18 protein-coding genes are annotated in these 16,402 nt (G+C 67.1%); 10 read left to right on the top strand and 8 right to left on the bottom strand.

What is annotated here, in order from left to right:
* Positions 1 to 291: 291 nt before the first annotated feature.
* Positions 292 to 1,083, top strand: coding sequence for a L,D-transpeptidase (locus ACQR0U_RS11245; protein ID WP_315825398.1), 792 nt, complete (start codon positions 292 to 294; stop codon positions 1,081 to 1,083).
* Between the two features lie 88 nt (positions 1,084 to 1,171).
* On the opposite strand, the gene ACQR0U_RS11240 is transcribed toward ACQR0U_RS11245, so the two are convergent.
* The 6 genes from ACQR0U_RS11240 to ACQR0U_RS11215 form a co-directional block, all read right to left on the bottom strand.
* Positions 1,172 to 1,975 (bottom strand): DUF2076 domain-containing protein, encoded by an 804-nt coding sequence (locus ACQR0U_RS11240; RefSeq protein WP_315716671.1) that lies wholly within the window; start codon positions 1,973 to 1,975, stop codon positions 1,172 to 1,174.
* Positions 1,976 to 2,186: 211 nt separating this feature from the next.
* Complete coding sequence (locus ACQR0U_RS11235) at positions 2,187 to 3,029, bottom strand: ChbG/HpnK family deacetylase (RefSeq protein ID WP_316174938.1); 843 nt, start codon at positions 3,027 to 3,029, stop codon at positions 2,187 to 2,189.
* The gene (locus ACQR0U_RS11230; protein WP_315716673.1) at positions 3,026 to 4,069 is read right to left on the bottom strand and encodes a glycosyltransferase family 2 protein; all 1,044 of its coding nucleotides are present in this window, start codon (positions 4,067 to 4,069) and stop codon (positions 3,026 to 3,028) included. The genes ACQR0U_RS11235 and ACQR0U_RS11230 overlap by 4 nt, the downstream gene beginning before the upstream one ends.
* A 70-nt stretch (positions 4,070 to 4,139) precedes the next feature.
* Positions 4,140 to 5,117, bottom strand: coding sequence for an ATP phosphoribosyltransferase (gene hisG / locus ACQR0U_RS11225; RefSeq protein WP_316168036.1), 978 nt, complete (start codon positions 5,115 to 5,117; stop codon positions 4,140 to 4,142).
* Positions 5,114 to 6,274, bottom strand: coding sequence for an ATP phosphoribosyltransferase regulatory subunit (locus ACQR0U_RS11220; RefSeq protein ID WP_434843213.1), 1,161 nt, complete (start codon positions 6,272 to 6,274; stop codon positions 5,114 to 5,116). Before ACQR0U_RS11220 ends, hisG begins: the two co-directional genes overlap by 4 nt.
* Before the next feature lie 119 nt (positions 6,275 to 6,393).
* Positions 6,394 to 7,146 carry a 16S rRNA (uracil(1498)-N(3))-methyltransferase gene (locus ACQR0U_RS11215; protein ID WP_315825396.1) on the bottom strand — a complete coding sequence of 251 codons (753 nt, stop codon included), beginning with the start codon at positions 7,144 to 7,146 and terminating at the stop codon, positions 6,394 to 6,396.
* A 208-nt stretch (positions 7,147 to 7,354) separates the two neighbouring features.
* On the opposite strand from ACQR0U_RS11215, the gene ACQR0U_RS11210 reads away from it, so the two are divergent.
* The 3 genes from ACQR0U_RS11210 (at position 7,355) to ubiA (ending at position 9,662) form a co-directional block, all read left to right on the top strand.
* Positions 7,355 to 7,789, top strand: coding sequence for a hypothetical protein (locus ACQR0U_RS11210; RefSeq protein ID WP_315716677.1), 435 nt, complete (start codon positions 7,355 to 7,357; stop codon positions 7,787 to 7,789).
* A gap of 266 nt (positions 7,790 to 8,055) precedes the next feature.
* Positions 8,056 to 8,733, top strand: coding sequence for a hypothetical protein (locus ACQR0U_RS11205; protein WP_409998679.1), 678 nt, complete (start codon positions 8,056 to 8,058; stop codon positions 8,731 to 8,733).
* A complete protein-coding gene (gene ubiA / locus ACQR0U_RS11200; protein WP_315825395.1) occupies positions 8,730 to 9,662 on the top strand; it encodes a 4-hydroxybenzoate octaprenyltransferase in 933 nt (310 codons plus the stop codon). The genes ACQR0U_RS11205 and ubiA overlap by 4 nt, the downstream gene beginning before the upstream one ends.
* Here ubiA and ACQR0U_RS11195 read toward each other — a convergent pair whose 3' ends face one another.
* Positions 9,663 to 10,187 (bottom strand): DUF6101 family protein, encoded by a 525-nt coding sequence (locus ACQR0U_RS11195; protein WP_315825394.1) that lies wholly within the window; start codon positions 10,185 to 10,187, stop codon positions 9,663 to 9,665.
* Positions 10,188 to 10,471: 284 nt separating this feature from the next.
* Here ACQR0U_RS11195 and ACQR0U_RS11190 point away from each other — a divergent pair, with 284 nt between their 5' ends.
* The 6 genes from ACQR0U_RS11190 to lpxK are packed head-to-tail and all read left to right on the top strand — an operon-like array spanning position 10,472 to position 16,039.
* Positions 10,472 to 11,860, top strand: coding sequence for a TldD/PmbA family protein (locus ACQR0U_RS11190; protein ID WP_409998678.1), 1,389 nt, complete (start codon positions 10,472 to 10,474; stop codon positions 11,858 to 11,860).
* A 1-nt stretch (position 11,861) separates the two neighbouring features.
* Complete coding sequence (locus tag ACQR0U_RS11185; protein WP_315753464.1) at positions 11,862 to 12,665, top strand: 3'(2'),5'-bisphosphate nucleotidase CysQ; 804 nt, start codon at positions 11,862 to 11,864, stop codon at positions 12,663 to 12,665.
* 58 nt (positions 12,666 to 12,723) lie between these two features.
* Entirely contained in the window at positions 12,724 to 12,963 is a 240-nt protein-coding gene (locus ACQR0U_RS11180; RefSeq protein WP_009031572.1) for a DUF4170 domain-containing protein, read from the top strand.
* A gap of 17 nt (positions 12,964 to 12,980) precedes the next feature.
* Positions 12,981 to 13,721, top strand: coding sequence for a lysophospholipid acyltransferase family protein (locus ACQR0U_RS11175; protein WP_316168032.1), 741 nt, complete (start codon positions 12,981 to 12,983; stop codon positions 13,719 to 13,721).
* On the top strand, positions 13,657 to 15,021 hold the full coding sequence (locus tag ACQR0U_RS11170) for a 3-deoxy-D-manno-octulosonic acid transferase (RefSeq protein ID WP_410051907.1): 1,365 nt from the start codon (positions 13,657 to 13,659) through the stop codon (positions 15,019 to 15,021). The genes ACQR0U_RS11175 and ACQR0U_RS11170 overlap by 65 nt, the downstream gene beginning before the upstream one ends.
* Positions 15,014 to 16,039 (top strand): tetraacyldisaccharide 4'-kinase, encoded by a 1,026-nt coding sequence (gene lpxK / locus ACQR0U_RS11165; protein WP_434843212.1) that lies wholly within the window; start codon positions 15,014 to 15,016, stop codon positions 16,037 to 16,039. Before ACQR0U_RS11170 ends, lpxK begins: the two co-directional genes overlap by 8 nt.
* On the opposite strand, the gene ACQR0U_RS11160 is transcribed toward lpxK, so the two are convergent.
* Positions 16,009 to 16,236, bottom strand: a complete 228-nt coding sequence (locus ACQR0U_RS11160) for a DUF2093 domain-containing protein (RefSeq protein ID WP_315716685.1) — start codon at positions 16,234 to 16,236, stop codon at positions 16,009 to 16,011. The two genes, lpxK and ACQR0U_RS11160, sit on opposite strands and share 31 nt — an antisense overlap.
* Positions 16,237 to 16,402 lie beyond the last annotated feature (166 nt).

Raw genomic sequence — 16,402 nt, 5'->3', positions numbered from 1 at the left:
TTTTGCTCGGATCAGTTCTACGCAGAGGCTATTTAACATCGCGTTCACGCCAGGAACCGCCGTTGGGCAACGCTGGCGTGCATCGTGCGTCAACTATTAACCACGCTCCGCCGGCCTTCACGCAAAATAAACGCTAGCGATCAAAACCGCCGACGTATGCAGCGATGGTGAATCCCGGCGCCTCCCGCGTTTACCAAAGCGATCGGGTTTTGCTCTTTATTGACGATACGCGGCGGCGTTGCCGCCTCGCGCGACGAACAGTCTCCAGACGAAACAGTACAGAGTACGTCGATGTTCAAATCATTCTCCACAGCGCTGCTGGCCGGCGCATGCGCATTCCATTCAGGTCTGGATCGGGCTGCGGCCCAGGGATTTCAGCAGCCGACCGTGATTTACAGCGGGCCGCCGCAGCAGTCCGCGCCGGTGCGCACCGCCTATGTCGAACGCTCGCGCATGGGTGGCGGCTTCATCGAATTCCTGTTCGGGGATCCGCAAGGCGGCCGCGGCGCGCCTCCGCCGGGACAGCCGATGTACCAGCAGCAGCCGTCCTACTACGAGCCGCAGCGGCTGGCGCCGGGCATGGTCCCGCAGCAGGGAGTACCGGATGAGGAGGCCTATGAGCAGACGCAGCGGCCGCTCGATCCGAAATACGAGAAACAGATCGTTGACTACGACGGCAAAGAACGGCCGGGCACGATCGTCATCGATACGCCGAACAAGTTCCTCTATCTGGTTCAGGGCGAGGGCAGGGCGCTCCGCTATGGCATCGGCGTCGGCCGCCCCGGCTTCACCTGGTCGGGCGTGAAGACGATCTCGGCCAAGCGCGAATGGCCGGACTGGACGCCGCCGCCGGAAATGCTCGCGCGCCGGCCCGACCTGCCGCGGCACATGGAGGGCGGACCGCAGAACCCGCTCGGCGCACGCGCGATGTATCTCGGCTCGTCGCTGTATCGGATCCACGGTTCGAACGAGCCATGGACGATCGGCACCAACGTTTCGTCAGGCTGTATCCGGATGCGCAACGAGGATGTCATCGACCTCTATGGCCGCGTGAACGTCGGTGCTCGGGTCATCGTGCTCTGACGACCGCCGCTGCACGACATCCGCAACTGAAAAAGGCCGCCCGTGGGGCGGCCTTTCGCATTCTTCAGTTCGCTGCGACCTGGGAGCATCAAGCGTAGTCGCTGCCACCGTCGTCGTCGCCATAGCCGTCATCAGCGTCGAAGTCGGCCGCGTCGTTGTCATTGCCGCTGTCGTCATAGTTCGCCTGGTCGAACAGGCCGGCACGGCCACCGTCGCCGCCCGAACGGCCGATGTCGTCGAGACCGGCGTCGCGCGCCAGCGAGCCGCTGGACTGGTCGCCGCTCCACGGGCCGGCACCACCGCCGCGCTCCTCGATGATCGTGGTGTCACCGAACGCCTGATGCGACCCGCCGCCCATCATCGAGCGGATGCCGCCGAGCAGCAGCGAGCCGCCGACCATGCCCGCCGCAGCGGCCGCCGCCGTTCCGAGGAACGAGCCGCCTCCACCGCCGAACATGCCGCCACGCGGCTGGCCGAAGCCGCCCTGATCGTAAGGGCCGGGCTGACCGGGATAGCCGGGCTGGCCCTGGTAGCCCGGGGGCATCGCCTGACCGCTGTTCCAGACCGGTCGGCTCTGCGACGGCGGCGGCACGTTGGGGACCGAACCGCGGCTGCCCGAGCCGAAGATGCTGTCGCGCATCGAATCGAGGAAGCCGCCGGACTGGGCCTGCTGCGGGGCCTGGGCGTGCTGCAGCTCCTCGATGCGGGCATTGGCGCGCTTCAAGGCTTCGTCCTGCACCAGCACCGTCTGCACCAGCGCGTAGACGGCATTGGGAGCCCGCTGCAGCGCCTGGGCGATGGCGGCGGCGGCCTCCGGATCACGCGGTGCACTCTCCAACTTGGCAAGCCGGTCGAACAGATCGTCGATGAGTTGGCGTTCTTGCGGTGTCATGTCGTTCTCCTGCCGCTTGCCTTGTTCCGGCCAAGCGCGGCCAAGATTTAGGGGGACTTTGTGGCCCGGCCAGCCGGGGCGCGGATTAAATTTCCGTATGCGACACAGCGTCTCTCGGGCTTGCGCAGCGTTTTGGACCTCGATGTTGCCCGCACTACAGGAGGAACGCAGCCGGGCGGCCTTTTGTTCGTCGCAGACCCGCAAGATCCGTTCAGGCCAGCGTCATCCGCCGGCGGTCGAGCAGCGCTGGAAAATGCTCGCCGGCGAGATAGGCGTGCTCGTGCTCGCGCTGGACGGTCAAGGGATCGAGCTCGATCAGGACGTCGTCGACGAAGCCGGGGTGGCACATCACCAGCCCGTCCTCGGGCAGCTCCTCCAGGAAGCCGTCCATCAACGTGGCGAAATCCGAGGTCTTGCTGAAGTCGTAGGCGCCGGCGAAGGCAGGATTGAAGGCGATCTCGGCCCGCTTGGCATGACGGCGGAATTGGGCGCTCAGGACGTCCAGCAGCAGCGCCTTCGGTGCCGTCAGCCGCTGCATCAGCGGCACGTTCCGCCCCCCCTGACGCACCCAGGCCGCCGGCGCGGCTTCCTTGACCGCGGCGAGGAAGCCCTCGCGCACCTGCGGATAGAGCTGGGCGTGCTGATGGCCGTCGACGAAATCCGGGGCGCGGCCGAACAGCTCGCCGAACGCCGCAAGCTGCACCAGCACCTCGGCGCGGATCAGCTCGGGATCGAGCCGGCGGGACATTCCGGCGCGCAGCAGCTTGGGAAAGGGCAGGAACATGCCGCCCTCCGACGGGCGGAAGTGCATGGTGAGGGGCCGGAACGGCGCGGTCAGCGTGACATGCAGGCCGATGGCGCAGCGCGGGCTGTCGGACGCGACCTTGGTCAACTCCGTCACCTCGTCGCGCCCGATCGCGGCGCCCACGGTCATCACCGAGGTGGCGTTCAGCCGACCGCGCGCGATCAGGTCGCGGATGGCGCTGTTGACCCCGGGGCTGATGCCATAGTCATCGGCGCACAGCCAGATGCGCCGGTGCGGCGTCGCGTTCATTCGGCGGCGTTCCTCTCGGCGCCGTCGCTCCGTGCATCGAGCGCTGCACGCTTCTCGCTGTGCTCGGCGACGAAGTAGATCGGACGCGCCTTCAGCTCGGACAGGATCTTGCCGATATACTCGCCCATGATGCCGATCATGATCAGCTGCACGCCGCCGATCGTCATCAGGCCGACCATCAGCGAGGGATAGCCAGGCACCGATTTGCCGGTTGTGAAGGTCTCCCAGAGGATCGAGAGGCCGAACAGGAACGCGGCCGAGGCCAGCAGGATTCCGAGCAGACTGGCGAAGCGCAAGGGCGCGACCGAGAACGAGGTGAGACCTTCGATCGACAGGCCTAGCAGGCCGGTCAGGTTGAAGGTCGTGACGCCATGGGCGCGGGCCGCTGGCTCATAGTCGACGCGGATCTGACGGAAGCCGATCCAGCTCGCCAGGCCCTTGAAGAAGCGGTTGCGCTCGGGCAGCTGCCGTAGCGCGGCCACCGCGCGCGGCGAGAGCAGGCGGAAGTCGCCGGCATCCTCCGGAATCTTCTGCCGCGCCCCCCAGTTGATGAGCGCGTAGAAGCCGTGAACGGCGACCCGGCGCAGGAACGGCTCGTTGTCGCGATGCGCCTTGGCGGTATAGACGACGTCGTAGCCGTCCTTGATCCAGTGCGTGACGAGTTGCTCGACCAGGGCCGGCGGATGCTGGCCGTCGCCGTCCATGAACAGCACCGCGCCGCGCCGGGCATGATCGAGGCCGGCCATCAGCGCGGCCTCCTTGCCGAAATTGCGCGACAGCGACACGACCTGCACATCGAGCGCATCGGCCTGCAGGGTCCGGGCAATCGCGAGTGTGTTGTCGCGGCTGCCATCGTCGACATAAACGAGCTCACAGGCGAGACCGAAGCGCTGACGCAGGGTGCGTGCGAGATTATTCAGCCGCTCGTGCAGCGCCGTCAGTCCCGCGCCCTCGTTATAGACGGGGATAACGATCGACAGTCCCTGCGACGCGGCGTCGGCCGCGGTCGTGGTCAGGTCGGACACGTCAGTTCCCAGCATCGCTCAGAGTCCTCGTTCTCCTACCAACATATGGTAGTCGCGCTCACCTGTCGCTACGATGAACGGCGATTTATGATCGCAGGAAGGCCTCGAGGCGGGCAAACAGCGGATTCTCGCGGTCGAGCACGTAGTCGAGCGAGGCGACCGAGACGGTCTCGGCACCATGCGCGCGCAGAAAGCTGCCGAGCGCGTAGATCTGCGCTGGCGGGCAGTGCAGGGTGAGCATGCCGGACGAGGTCGGGCCGCCGAACGGCGCCACGACGCCGAAACGGTTATGCGCCTCGGTCAGCATTGCTGCGTCGCACCCTTTGAAGCGGGTGCGGACCTCGCGGTATTTGCTGGCGCGGGCGCGGGCATGGATGTGGTCGAGAATGATCCGGGCGCTCTCGCGCGGACCCTCCGACCACTCGGCGTCGCGCGAGGCGACCAGGTTGGCCTGGCTGCGCAGGATCACGCCGTCGTCCAGCACCTTCAGCCCGTTGGCGGCGAGCGTCGAGCCGGTGCTGGTGATGTCGACGATCAGCTCGGCCGTGCCGACCGCGGGCGCGCCCTCGGTGGCGCCGGCGCTCTCGACGATGCGGTAATCGACGATGCCGTGGGCGGCGAAGAAGCTGCGCGTCAGGTTGATGTACTTGGTGGCGACGCGCATCCGGCGATTGTGCTGGGCACGAAAACCGGTGGTGACGTCATCGAGATCAGCCATGGTCCGGACGTCGATCCAGGCCTGCGGCACCGCGACGACGACGTTGGCGCCGCCGAAGCCGAGCGTATCGATCAGCAGCACGCGCTTGTCGGCATCGGTGATGCTCTCGCGCACGAGATCCTCGCCGGTGACGCCGAGATGCACGCTGCCGCGCGCCAGTTGCGAAGCGATCTCACTCGCAGAGAGATAGGCGATCTCGACATTGTCGAGACCTGCGATGGTGCCGCGATAGTCGCGCGCGCCGCCGGGCTTGGACAGGTTCAGCCCGGCGCGGCCGAAGAAGGCTTCGGCATTCTCCTGCAGACGTCCCTTGGAGGGAACGGCGAGGACGAGGGGGCCGCTCATGATGCTCTCCCGACCGGGGACTTGCCCACGGCGCTGCTCTGGGCCAGGCGCTCGATCCAGATCGAGAAGCCGACGGCCGGAATCGACTCGGCGGCGCCGAGCTGGCTCAGCAGGCCGTCATAACGGCCGCCGGCGACCAGCGGCTCGTCGCCATTGTCAGGATGATGCAGCTCGAACTCGAAACCGGTGTAGTAGTCGAGGCCGCGGCCGAACGACGTGGCGAAGCGCACCTTGGCGATGTCGATGCCGCGCTGGGCCATGAAGCGGGCGCGGGCCTCCAGCGCGTCGATCGCGGCCGAGATGTCGAGCTTGGCATCGGCGGCGAGGGCGCGAAGCTGCTGGACGGCTTCGGTCGGGCTGCCGCTGATGGCCAGGAAGCGCTTGATGCGGTCCAGCGCGTCACGCGGCAGCGCCCCGCTCTTGAGGGTGGACTGCTCGAGGAAGCGGTCGGCGATCTCCGCCACCGTGCGGCCGCCGACGGCGGTTGCGCCGGCAATCGACATCAGGTCGGTGACCAAAGCGAGCGCCGCCTTGCGGTCGGAGCCGGCCAGAGCGGCGAGCACGCCCTCATACTCGTTGCGCGGCGCCACCGAGGCGATCGCCAGCCGCTCGAGGTCCTGCGCCAGGGTGCGCTTGCGGTTGAAGTCCTTGATCAGCCGCCGCCGCCAGACCGGATAGAGATCGAGGGCGTCGATCAAGGCCGTGAACAGCGCGACGTCGCCGGTGCGGATCTCCACCGCGGCAAGGCCGGCGGCGGCGGTCGCCTCGATCGCCAGCGCCAGCATCTCGGCATCGGCAGCGGGCCGGTCCTGGCGGCCGAACGATTCGATCCCGGCCTGCAGGAACTCGCTCGGGCGGCCCTCGCGGTAGCGAAATACTGGACCAAGGTAGCTGAAGCCGGCCGGCTGCCCGGCGCGGGCCGAGGCGAGGTAGTCACGGGCGACGGGAATGGTCAGGTCGGGGCGCAGGCACAGCTCTTCGCCAGCGGCGTCGCTGGTCAGATAGAGGCTCTTGCGGATGTCCTCCCCGGAGAGGTCGAGGAACGGCTCGGCCGGCTGCAGGATCGCCGGCTCGGCCCGCTCATAGCCGGCCTGGGCGAAGGATTGCAGCAGCGTGTCCGCCCACGCGGCGGGTCCGGTCGGAGCGGGTCCGGTCATGTCGATTCGAGTTCCAAAATGGCTTGGGCGCCCGCTGGAAGCGGCGGCTGCCCCTTAGCATGGCCGTTTGACGGTTTCGACTGGGAATGGCCGCGGCGCGCCACAATTGGTCGGATGCCTTAACCGCGGGCTCCGGCCCAGTCTCCGAGCGTCGCCTGAATTACGGCGAGGGCGGCAACGCCGGCCGTATCCGCGCGCAGGATGCGTGGGCCCAGGGGCAACCTGATCACATGCGGCTGGCGCAGCAGCAGCGTCCGTTCATCGTCGGCGAAACCGCCCTCCGGTCCGATCAGCAGGTCGATGCCGGCCGCATTCTGGCCGCCGCGCAGGGCCTGCAGCGGATCGGCCAGTTCGGCCGCCTCGTCGCAGAACACCAGCAGCCGCTCGGGTTGCCGCTGCGCGAGGAAGCGCTCCAGCGGCACCGGGTCCTTGACGTCGGCGAGGCTGAGGATGCCGCATTGCTCGGCGGCCTCGACCACGTTGGCGCGCATGCGCTCGCCATTCACGCGCGACACCTGGGTGCGACGGGTGATCACCGGCTCCAGCCGCGCGGCGCCCATCTCGACCGCCTTCTGCACCATGTAGTCCAGCCGCGCGTGCTTGAGCGGTGCGAAGACGTAGGCGATGTCCGGCAGCTGATCCTGCGGCCGGCTCTGCTGCTGGATCGTCAGGCCATCCGGCCGCTTGCGGCCCTCGATCACGGCCCGCCATTCGCCGTCGCGGCCGTTGAAGGCCAGCACGTGATCGCCGGCGCCAAGGCGCAGGACGTTGCCGAGATAATTTCCCTGGTTGCGGTCGAGCGCGACCGAGCCTCCCTCCTGCAGGGGCGCGTCGACGAACAGGCGCGGGGCGTTGAAGTCGTATGCGGGCATGGAGCGAAGCGGAGCCGATGATGGACGTTGCTTACCGGACCCACGCGCCAGCCGCAAAGCCGGAAGAGCCGTCACGTGGGGTTGTATCGGATATCGGCGATGGCGCCTTTCGGCCGTGCTGTCGACAGATTTTACCGTTTCGATCCCGCCGGTCGTCCCCCGGGACGGACATCCGACGATTCCGTAAGCCTCGATGCGGAGAACGGCCTTGATCTTGAGACATTCGACTTCGGCGCTTGCGATCTGGGCGCTGGTCGCGATCATCGCGGTGATGGTCGCCGCGCCGTCCCGGGCCGATGACAAGGCGGTCGCCGCGCCGCCGCAACGGGCGGCCCCCGCGGTTCCGGGCGGTGCCGGCGTGGCTGGCTTCCGCCCGCCCGAGACCTGCCTGAAGGAGTTTACCCCGCTGCGGGACGAGACCGCCCGCCGGGCCAAGCTGCTCAAGGCGGCGACCGAGCGGCGCTTTGCGCCCGGCGAGGCCTGTCAGCTGGTGCATGACTACGAGCTCGCCCAGACCAAGATGATCGACTACGCCGTCGCGCATGCCTCGCTATGTGGAATCCCCGCCAAGATCACCGATCAGTTGAAGGCGAATCACGAAAACACCCTGGCCGTGATGCGCAAGGTGTGCACGGCGACGTGAACCGTCCCGCCGGCCGCTGAACTGGCGACTCCGGCTTGACCAGGTGGGCGAGGGCGCGGAGTGAACGGATTTTTGGGCTCCGACGTTCGGGAAGGGCCTCGTTTTGGGCCTCCGCGCCGGTTGGAACCCGGCTGCGTCTCTGCGCCGCGGATGTGATCAAATCCGCGGTTGTGCTGGACGGGCGAGAATCGTAAAAGCCCCGGATCGGATCGTGCTTTCATCCGGAAGTGTTGAGGATTCTTGGTCTTGCCGGAGAACCAGCCTTGATCGTCCGCCAGTCTTTCATGCCGCTCGCCATTGCCGCGCTGGTGCTCTCCACAGGGCAGGTCTTCGCGCAGAGCTCGTTTCCCGCGCCGATGCCTGGCCAGGCCCAGACCAGCAATTCGCCGTTTCCACCCATCAACGGTGCGGCGCCGACCCGGGCCGCAGCCCCGGCAAGTCCGTTCCCCAGTCCAGGCGCCTCGGCGTTCGGCGGCGGTGGCGGTGGCGGCTTCCAGCCGGCCCCGATGGGAGCCGCGCCGCAGGGTGGCCCGCCGGAGAGCTGCATGAAGGAGTTCATGCCGCTGCGCGAGGAAGCCGAGCGTCGCGGCAAGCTGATCAAGGCCGCGAGCGACCGCAAGGCCTCGCCTGACGAGGCCTGCAAGCTGATCGCCAATTTCGGCAAGGCCGAAGTGAAGATGATCAAATATGTCGAGGCGCATGCGGCGAGCTGCGGCATCCCCCAGCAGATCTCCGATCAGCTGAAGGCCGGTCACAAGAACACCGACGCGCTGGAAAAGAAGGTCTGTGCCGTGGCGGCGCAGATGCAGTCGGGGGCCGGAAGGCCCGCGGCTCCGAGCCTGAGCGACGTGCTGGGCTCGTCGGCTGCGCTGCCTGAGGCCAACACGACGAAGAAGGGCGGTTCCGCCTTCGACACCATGACTGGCAACGTTCTCACCCGATGAGCACGACCGCCGTCCGCGTTGCTGACGCGACCGGCAACTGGGTCGACACGCTGGCGCCGGTGTGGAGCCGGCCTTACCTGCGGCTCGCCCGCTTCGATCGCCCGATCGGATCCTGGCTGCTGCTGATGCCGTGCTGGTGGTCGGCCGCTCTGGCGGCCGGGATCGGCGGGGATCTGTCCATGCTGCCTGCGTGGATCGGGCTCTATTTCGTCGGCGCGTTCGTCATGCGTGGCGCCGGCTGCACCTGGAACGACATCACTGACCGCGATCTCGACGCCAAGGTGGAGCGCACCCGTTCGCGACCGATTCCGGCCGGGCAGGTCGGCGTGAAGCAGGCGCTCGCCTTCCTGGTGGCGCAGGCCCTGATCGGCTTGGTTGTGCTGCTACAGTTCAACCGGTTCGCAATCGCCACCGGCATCGCCTCGTTGCTGATCGTCGCGATCTATCCGTTCATGAAGCGTGTCACCTGGTGGCCGCAGGTCGTGCTGGGTCTCGCCTTCTCGTGGGGCGCGCTGATGGGATTTGCGGTTGCGTTCGGCCGCATCGATGCAACCGCGCTGCTGCTCTACGCCGGGTCGATCTCGTGGGTGATCGCCTATGACACGATCTACGCACATCAGGACGCCGAGGATGACGCGCTGATCGGCATCAAGTCGACCGCGCGCCTGTTTGCCGAGCGCACCCATCTGGCGCTGGTCGTCTTCTACGGTTTGGCCGTCATGCTGATAGGGGCCGCCTTCGCGACCGCCCATGTGCATGTCGCGGCGTGGCTCGGGCTCGCGGGCTTTGCCGCGCATCTCGGCTGGCAGATCTGGCGTCTGGATATCGCCGATCCGGCGCTGTGCCTGCGGGTGTTCAAGTCGAACCGCGATGCTGGGCTGCTGATGTTCGCAGGGCTGCTGGTCGATGCCGTGCTGCGCGCAACCTGATCAGTTGCGCGCGATGATCTCGCGCTCGCCGCGATGGACCGAGGCCGGATTGAGCTGGCAGCCGACACGGCGGCGCATCAGGAAGCGCGGGCGGCGCGAGCGGATCGCGTTGCGGCGGCGGCGGCGCGGCGTGGCCTCGCGGCGCGCGTCCTGCAACTGCGGCAGCGCGAACGTCTCGCTCCACATCGCCCACGCAGCAACGATCTCGTTCTGGTCGTCGCTGACGCAGAGCGGGATGGTCAGGGAGGGGTCGCGGTGGACGAGCACCAGCATCACCTGCGTGGCGTCGATTTCGCGCACGCCGATGCCGAGGAAGTCGCTGACGCGGAGGTTCAGGGCCATGCGCATGCCGCTGACGGCACGACGCAGGACCACGCGCTCCCGGTGCAATTCGATCTGCCGGATCCCGCCATCAGCACGGGTATCGTGCGCGCTGTACGAGACGGGCAGGGAAAGAGGGTCGAGCCGCAGGACGCGGCCCGACCCAGCGGAATTGCTTCCGCCTGTTGCTGTTTGACGCCTCACGGCTTGGTCTCCCCGCCGGGATTATGCTCCCGGTCGATGCGTGTGACCTTGCCACGCGGATCGCCCGTATCGGCTTAACAAGCCTGGTTAATCAGATCTCACGCATGATCCTCCTACCGTCATGATTGACAAGCGCTTGCCCCGCATGATTGACGAGACCTTGCCGATTTGCCGACAATCCGATGTGCCGTCTGCCGTCCTGCTTGAAGTCGGCGTGAACAGGCCACATTTCGTTTGGATTGAGCCGTCTTCGCCGCCCACCTGACATCGATCGGATCGTGTTCGTGACCTCTTCCCCAGCCTCATCGTCGACATCAGCCCAATCAGATCTGCTCGACCAGTCCGCCCTGCGAACGCTCGCCGAGCGGCTGGTGGAAGCCGCGAGGAAGGCCGGCGCCGATGCCGCCGATGCCATCGCGGTGCGCGGCATCTCGCAAGGCGTCGAGGTCCGTGACGGGCGCGTCGAGGAATCCGAGCGCTCGGAAGGCGACGATGTCGGCCTGCGCGTTCTCGTCGGCAAGCGCCAGGCCGTGGTGTCGACCAACGACGTCAGCGGCGACGGCGTGGCGCGGCTGGCCGAGCGGGCCGTGGCGATGGCGCGGGTGGCGCCTGACGACCAATATGTCGGCCTCGCCGATCCGGCGCTGCTGGCGCGCGATATTCCCGAGCTCGACCTGCTCGATCCGCAGATTCCCTCGACCGCAGAGCTGGAGCGCCGTGCCCAGGAGGCGGAGGCCGCCGCGCTCGGCGTGAAGGGCGTGACGAAGTCCGGTGGTGCGTCGGCCTCGACCGGCATCGGCGGCATGGTGCTGGTCACGAGCGACGGTTTTCACGGCGCCTATCTGCGCTCGAGCCAGAGCATCTCGACGACCGCCATTTCCGGCGAAGGCACCGGGATGGAGCGCGACTACGACTACACGGCGGCTCCGCACGGCGCCGACCTGCTGGCGCCCGCGGCCGTCGGGCGCAGCGCTGGCGAACGCGCGGTGGCGCGCGCCAATCCGCGCAAGGTTGCGACGTGCCAGGTGCCGGTGGTGTTCGATCCCCGCGTGTCCGGCTCGCTGGTCGGACATCTGGTCGGCGCCATCAACGGCGCCTCGATCGCGCGCAAGACCAGCTTCCTCAAGGACAAGCTCGGCGCGCAGCTCTTCGCCAAGGGCATCCGCATCATCGATGACCCGCTGCGCAAGCGCGGACTGCGGTCGCAGCCGTTCGACGCCGAGGGCGTGAAGGTGAAGCAGACCGCGCTGGTCGACGATGGCGTGCTGACGACGTGGCTGCTGGACTCGGGCACCGCGCGCGAGCTCGGCATGGTGACGACCGGCCACGCCCATCGCGGCGTGTCGTCGTCGCCTTCGCCCGGTCCGTTCAATCTGCATCTCGAAGCCGGCGTCGTGACAGCCAAGGAGCTGATCTCGGACATCAAGCAGGGCTTCTACGTCACCGACCTGATCGGCTCGGGCGTCAACGGCGTCACCGGGGACTACAGCCGCGGCGCGTCCGGCTTCTGGATCGAGAATGGCGAGATCGGCTATGCCGTGAGCGAGGTGACGATCGCCGGGCATCTGTTCGAGATCTTCAAGTCGATGACGCCCGCCAGCGATCTGGAATTCCGCTATGGCGTCAATGCGCCGACGGTGCGCATCGAAGGATTGACGCTTGGCGGACGATGAGATCGAGAAACCGAACGAGACCAGCCTCGCGGCAGACGCCAGGCTCCTGAAGGAGGCGGTCCGCGAAGCCGGCGAGCTCGCACGTTCGATGTTCGGAACGGAGCTGCGCAAATGGACCAAGGGGGCGTCGTCGCCCGTCTCCGAAGCCGACATGGCGGTCAATGCACTGCTCGAACGCAGGCTGCGATCCGCAACGCCGGATTACGGTTGGCTGTCCGAGGAGAGCGCGGATGATCGGGAAAGACTCGGCCGGTCGCGGGTCTGGATCGTCGATCCGATCGACGGCACGCGGTCCTATCTCGGCGGCCGCAACGACTGGTGCGTGAGCGTTGCGCTGGTCGAGCACGGTGCGCCGATACTCGCTGCCGTGCATGTCCCGGTCAGCGAGGAGTTCTTCTTCGCCGCCCGCGGTAGTGGCACCACGTTGAACGAACAGCCGGTTCGGGTGGCGCCCGGACGAGAGCTCGAATTCTCGCGCGTGGCCGGTCCAAAACCGTTGGTTGAGCGGCTGGCTCCGGATTCTGCGCGGATTGAACTCCATCCGCGAATCGGATCATTGGCGCTGCGCCTGTGCCGTGTCGCGCATGGCGGGCTCGATGCCGCTTTTGCAGGCGGGCAAAGCCGCGATTGGGATCTTGCGGCGGCTCATTTGATCGTGCAGGAAGCGGGGGGTAAAATGACCGCGTTGTCCGGCGAGGCGATCCTCTATAATCGTCCGGAGGTGGTGCACGGGGTGCTGGTGGCAGCGGGCCGCGACCGACATGCCGACATCGTCGCGCAGTATCGCAGGTTACCGCCGGACTGATCGCCCTGGATCGCACCCTCCACGTCGCCTGCAAGGCGTTGACTAGGAAACGATACCGATGACAGATAGCGCCTCGCAGCAGCTCCTTCACCTCGTGATCGGCGGCGAGCTCATCAATCTCGACAAGAACGAATTCAAGGATCTCGACAAGGTCGATATCGTCGGCGTCTATCCGAACTACGCGGCGGCCCACGCCGCCTGGCGAGCCAAGGCGCAGATGACGGTCGACAACGCCCACATGCGCTATTTCATCGTTCACCTGCACCGGCTGCTCGATCCCGGTCAGGATGCGAAGTAAGACGCAAAGCTCGCGACTTGAAACATCTGATCCGTAATACGCTGCGTAGCGGCTGGTTCCAGCGCGCCGTCGGGTTTCTCGCGGCCGAGTACCTGCGGCTGGTGTGGCTGACCAACCGCTTCACCTATGAGCCGCCGGAGGTCTACGACATCGTCGAGCCGCAGATGCCGGCGATCTTCGCGTTCTGGCACGGCCAGCATCTGCTGACCCCCTTCATCAAGAACAAGCCGAGCTATCGCGCCAAGGTGCTGATCTCCCGGCATCGCGACGGCGAGTTCAACGCGATCGCCGCCGAGCGGCTCGGCATCGGAACCATCCGCGGCTCCGGCGATCATGGCTCCTCCTTCCACCGGAAAGGCGGGGTGGGGGCGTTCAAGGAGATGGTGCGGGCGCTCGAAGACAACTATAATGTTGCATCGACCGCCGATGTGCCGAAGCGGGCGCGGATTGCGGGTCTCGGCATCATCATGCTCGCGCGCGAATCAGGACGTCCGATCATGCCGTTCGCAATGGTCACGAGCCGCTTCATCCGCCTGAAGAACTGGGACAGCACCACCATCAATTTGCCATTCGGCCGCGGCGCATTGGTGGGAATCAAGGAAATCAACGTGCCGCGCGATGCCGACGCCGCGATGATGGAAGAGGCACGTCTCGACCTCGAGGCGACGCTGAACGAATGCATGCGCCGCGCCTATGAGATCGTCGGCCGTCCCGAGGCCTGTCCTCGGCCGGTCGCGTCGGGAGCATCGAGTGCCTAGCCCCCTGCCGATGGCCCTGCGTGTCTACCGCGGGTTGTCCTCGGCGGCGGTGCCGCTTGCGCCGGCACTGATCAGACAGCGGCTCAAGCACGGCAAGGAGGATCCCGAGCGGACCGACGAGCGGCGCGGCCTGAGCCATGACACGCGCCCGCTGGGTCCGCTGGTCTGGATTCACGGTGCCAGCGTCGGCGAGGTGCTGGCGGCGGCGGCGCTGATCGAGCGGCTGCGTGAGCTCAATATCCGCATCCTCATCACGTCCGGCACCGTGACGTCGGCCGCCATCGTGGCCAAGCGCTTCCCGCCCGACGTGATCCACCAATACGTGCCCTATGACACGCCGCGCTTCGTGGAGCGGTTTCTCGATCATTGGCGTCCCTCGCTCGGGCTGTTCATCGAGTCGGACCTCTGGCCGAATCTCATCCTCGCCGGCGCCTCGCGGCGGGTGCCGATGGTGGTGATCAACGGCCGCATGTCGCCGCGCTCGTTCCCGCGCTGGCGCCGCATGTCCGGCACCATCTCCGCCTTGCTCGGACGCTTTGATCTCTTCCTGACGCAGTCGCAGGCGGATGCCGACCGGTTCGCCGCGCTCGGCGCGCGCAACGTCATCACCACCGGCAATCTCAAGCTCGACGTGCCGGCGCCGCCCGCCGATCCGGCGAAGCTCGATCGGCTCACGGCGATGACGCGCGGCCGTCCGGTCGTCGTCGCCGCCTCCACGCATCCCGGCGAGGACGAGATCCTGATTGCGGCCCACAGGGCCTTGTCGGTGTCCTATCCGTCGCTGCTCACCGTGATCGTGCCGCGCCATCCGCATCGTGGCCCGGCGGTCGCCGAGCTCGTCGCAAGTGCCGGCCTGCGGGGCGCCTTGCGGTCGCGGGAGGACCAGCCGCTCGCCGGCACCGACATCTACGTCGCCGACACGATGGGTGAGCTCGGCCTGTTCTACCGGCTGGCGCCGGTCGTGTTCATGGGCGGCTCGCTGGTCGAGCATGGCGGCCAGAATCCGATCGAGGCCGTCAAGCTGGGTGCGGCCATCGTGCACGGGCCGCACGTGTTCAACTTCACCGACGTCTATGAGTCGCTGGACAAAGCCGGGGGAGCCAGGCTCGCCCACGATCAGGAGGCGCTGATCCGCCAACTCCGGCAACTGCTCGCTGATCCCGCAGCCGGCAACAGCCTGGTTGCGGCAGGAACGCGGGTGGTCGATCAGCTCGGTGGCGCGCTGGAGCGGACGCTGTCAGCGCTCGAGCCGTATCTGTTGCAGGTCAGGCTCGAGATGGGGGCCGCCGGCGATGCGTGAGCCGGCCTTCTGGCATCGGCCGGCCTCCTGGCAATCGCGTCTGCTGTCTCCGCTCTCGACACTCTACGGCGCCGTTGCCGCACGCCGGATGGCGCAAGGCGGCGTCGATGCCGGCCTGCCGGTGATCTGCGTCGGCAATTTCCATGTCGGCGGAGCCGGCAAGACGCCGACCGTGCTGGCGCTGACCGATATTCTGCGTGACCTCGGCGAGCGGCCGGTGGTGCTGAGCCGTGGCTATGGCGGCCGGCTGGGCGGTCCCGTCGTCGTCGATCCTGCGGTCCATGAGGCTGCCGATGTCGGCGACGAGCCGCTGATGATGGCCGCGCGGGTGCCGGTCGTCGTGGCGCGCAACCGCGCCGACGGCATCGGTCTCGTCAAGGCGCAAGGCGCCTCCGTCATCCTGATGGACGATGGCTTCCAGAATCCGTCAATCGCGAAGGATCTCGCGCTGATCGTGATCGACGGCGCGCGCGGCCTCGGCAATGCCGAGGTGTTTCCCGCCGGACCATTGCGCGCGCCGCTGCCGCCGCAACTGGCGCGCACCGACGCATTGGTCGTGATCGGCAGCGGCCGAGCCAGCGAGGCGGTCGCCTCACATGTGTTGTCGGCCGGCAAGCCGGTGTTTTCAGCCGCGTTGCAGCCAGATCCGCAGATCGTTGCGGCGCTGCGGGGCAGGCCGCTGCTGGCGTTTGCCGGGATCGGCGACCCCGCCCGCTTCTTCCGCACCCTTCGCGGCGCTGGTCTCGACGTCAGGCGCGAGCGTACCTTTCCGGATCACCACCCGTTCACGGCGGGCGACGTCGTAGCCCTCGCCAATGAAGCCAGACGTGATGGATTTGCCCTGGTGACCACGGAAAAGGATCTCGTGCGGTTCCGCGGCCACGAGGCCGCGCCCGATGTCACGGCATTCCCGGTGACACTGCAGTTCGACGATCTCGCCGCGTTGCGCGCGCTGGTTGTGCAGCGGCTGTCAGCGAAGCGCAAAGATCAGCCGTTGGCCTTCAATGCGCCCGGATAATGCCGCTGCAGCACGGCGCTCGGCAGGGCGTAGGCTTCCTGCAGATCGACACTCCAATACTTCAGCTCGTCCAGCGGAATCCGCACATCGGTGACCGCGCAGCGCACATAGCTACCCGGTGAGATCACCCGGAAATCGCCATCCAGATACTGCACCTGCGCCTCGCCCTGGCCCGAGGGACCAAACTTGTTGAGCACGTCCGCGATCTCCAATTCCTTGACGTGAAGTCTCCCTACGTGGGCGCCGCGCGCACACGACAGGCCGAATTTCGACGATTTCCTAGCATAGATGGGGGACGCTGTCCCCCCGCGCAAACCCACTGATTTGTGATGCTTCTGCTCGAAACTCCGTGCTAGCTAGATT

Origin of the sequence: Bradyrhizobium sp. HKCCYLRH3097 (genome assembly GCF_051167875.1) — a bacterium.
Taxonomy (GTDB): domain Bacteria; phylum Pseudomonadota; class Alphaproteobacteria; order Rhizobiales; family Xanthobacteraceae; genus Bradyrhizobium.
The sequence above is the reverse complement of the archived record's forward strand: the minus strand, read 5'-3'. Positions and strand labels throughout refer to the sequence as shown.

What these genes read in the sequence shown, in the direction of transcription:
- ACQR0U_RS11245 (WP_315825398.1), top strand. Translation starts at nt 292, where the DNA reads ATGTTCAAATCATTCTCCACAGCGCTGCTGGCCGGCGCATGCGCATTC.
- ACQR0U_RS11240 (WP_315716671.1), bottom strand. Translation starts at nt 1,975, where the DNA reads ATGACACCGCAAGAACGCCAACTCATCGACGATCTGTTCGACCGGCTT.
- ACQR0U_RS11235 (WP_316174938.1), bottom strand. Translation starts at nt 3,029, where the DNA reads ATGAACGCGACGCCGCACCGGCGCATCTGGCTGTGCGCCGATGACTAT.
- ACQR0U_RS11230 (WP_315716673.1), bottom strand. Translation starts at nt 4,069, where the DNA reads ATGCTGGGAACTGACGTGTCCGACCTGACCACGACCGCGGCCGACGCC.
- hisG (WP_316168036.1), bottom strand. Translation starts at nt 5,117, where the DNA reads ATGAGCGGCCCCCTCGTCCTCGCCGTTCCCTCCAAGGGACGTCTGCAG.
- ACQR0U_RS11220 (WP_434843213.1), bottom strand. Translation starts at nt 6,274, where the DNA reads ATGACCGGACCCGCTCCGACCGGACCCGCCGCGTGGGCGGACACGCTG.
- ACQR0U_RS11215 (WP_315825396.1), bottom strand. Translation starts at nt 7,146, where the DNA reads ATGCCCGCATACGACTTCAACGCCCCGCGCCTGTTCGTCGACGCGCCC.
- ubiA (WP_315825395.1), top strand. Translation starts at nt 8,730, where the DNA reads ATGAGCACGACCGCCGTCCGCGTTGCTGACGCGACCGGCAACTGGGTC.
- ACQR0U_RS11180 (WP_009031572.1), top strand. Translation starts at nt 12,724, where the DNA reads ATGACAGATAGCGCCTCGCAGCAGCTCCTTCACCTCGTGATCGGCGGC.
- ACQR0U_RS11170 (WP_410051907.1), top strand. Translation starts at nt 13,657, where the DNA reads ATGAGATCGTCGGCCGTCCCGAGGCCTGTCCTCGGCCGGTCGCGTCGG.
- lpxK (WP_434843212.1), top strand. Translation starts at nt 15,014, where the DNA reads ATGCGTGAGCCGGCCTTCTGGCATCGGCCGGCCTCCTGGCAATCGCGT.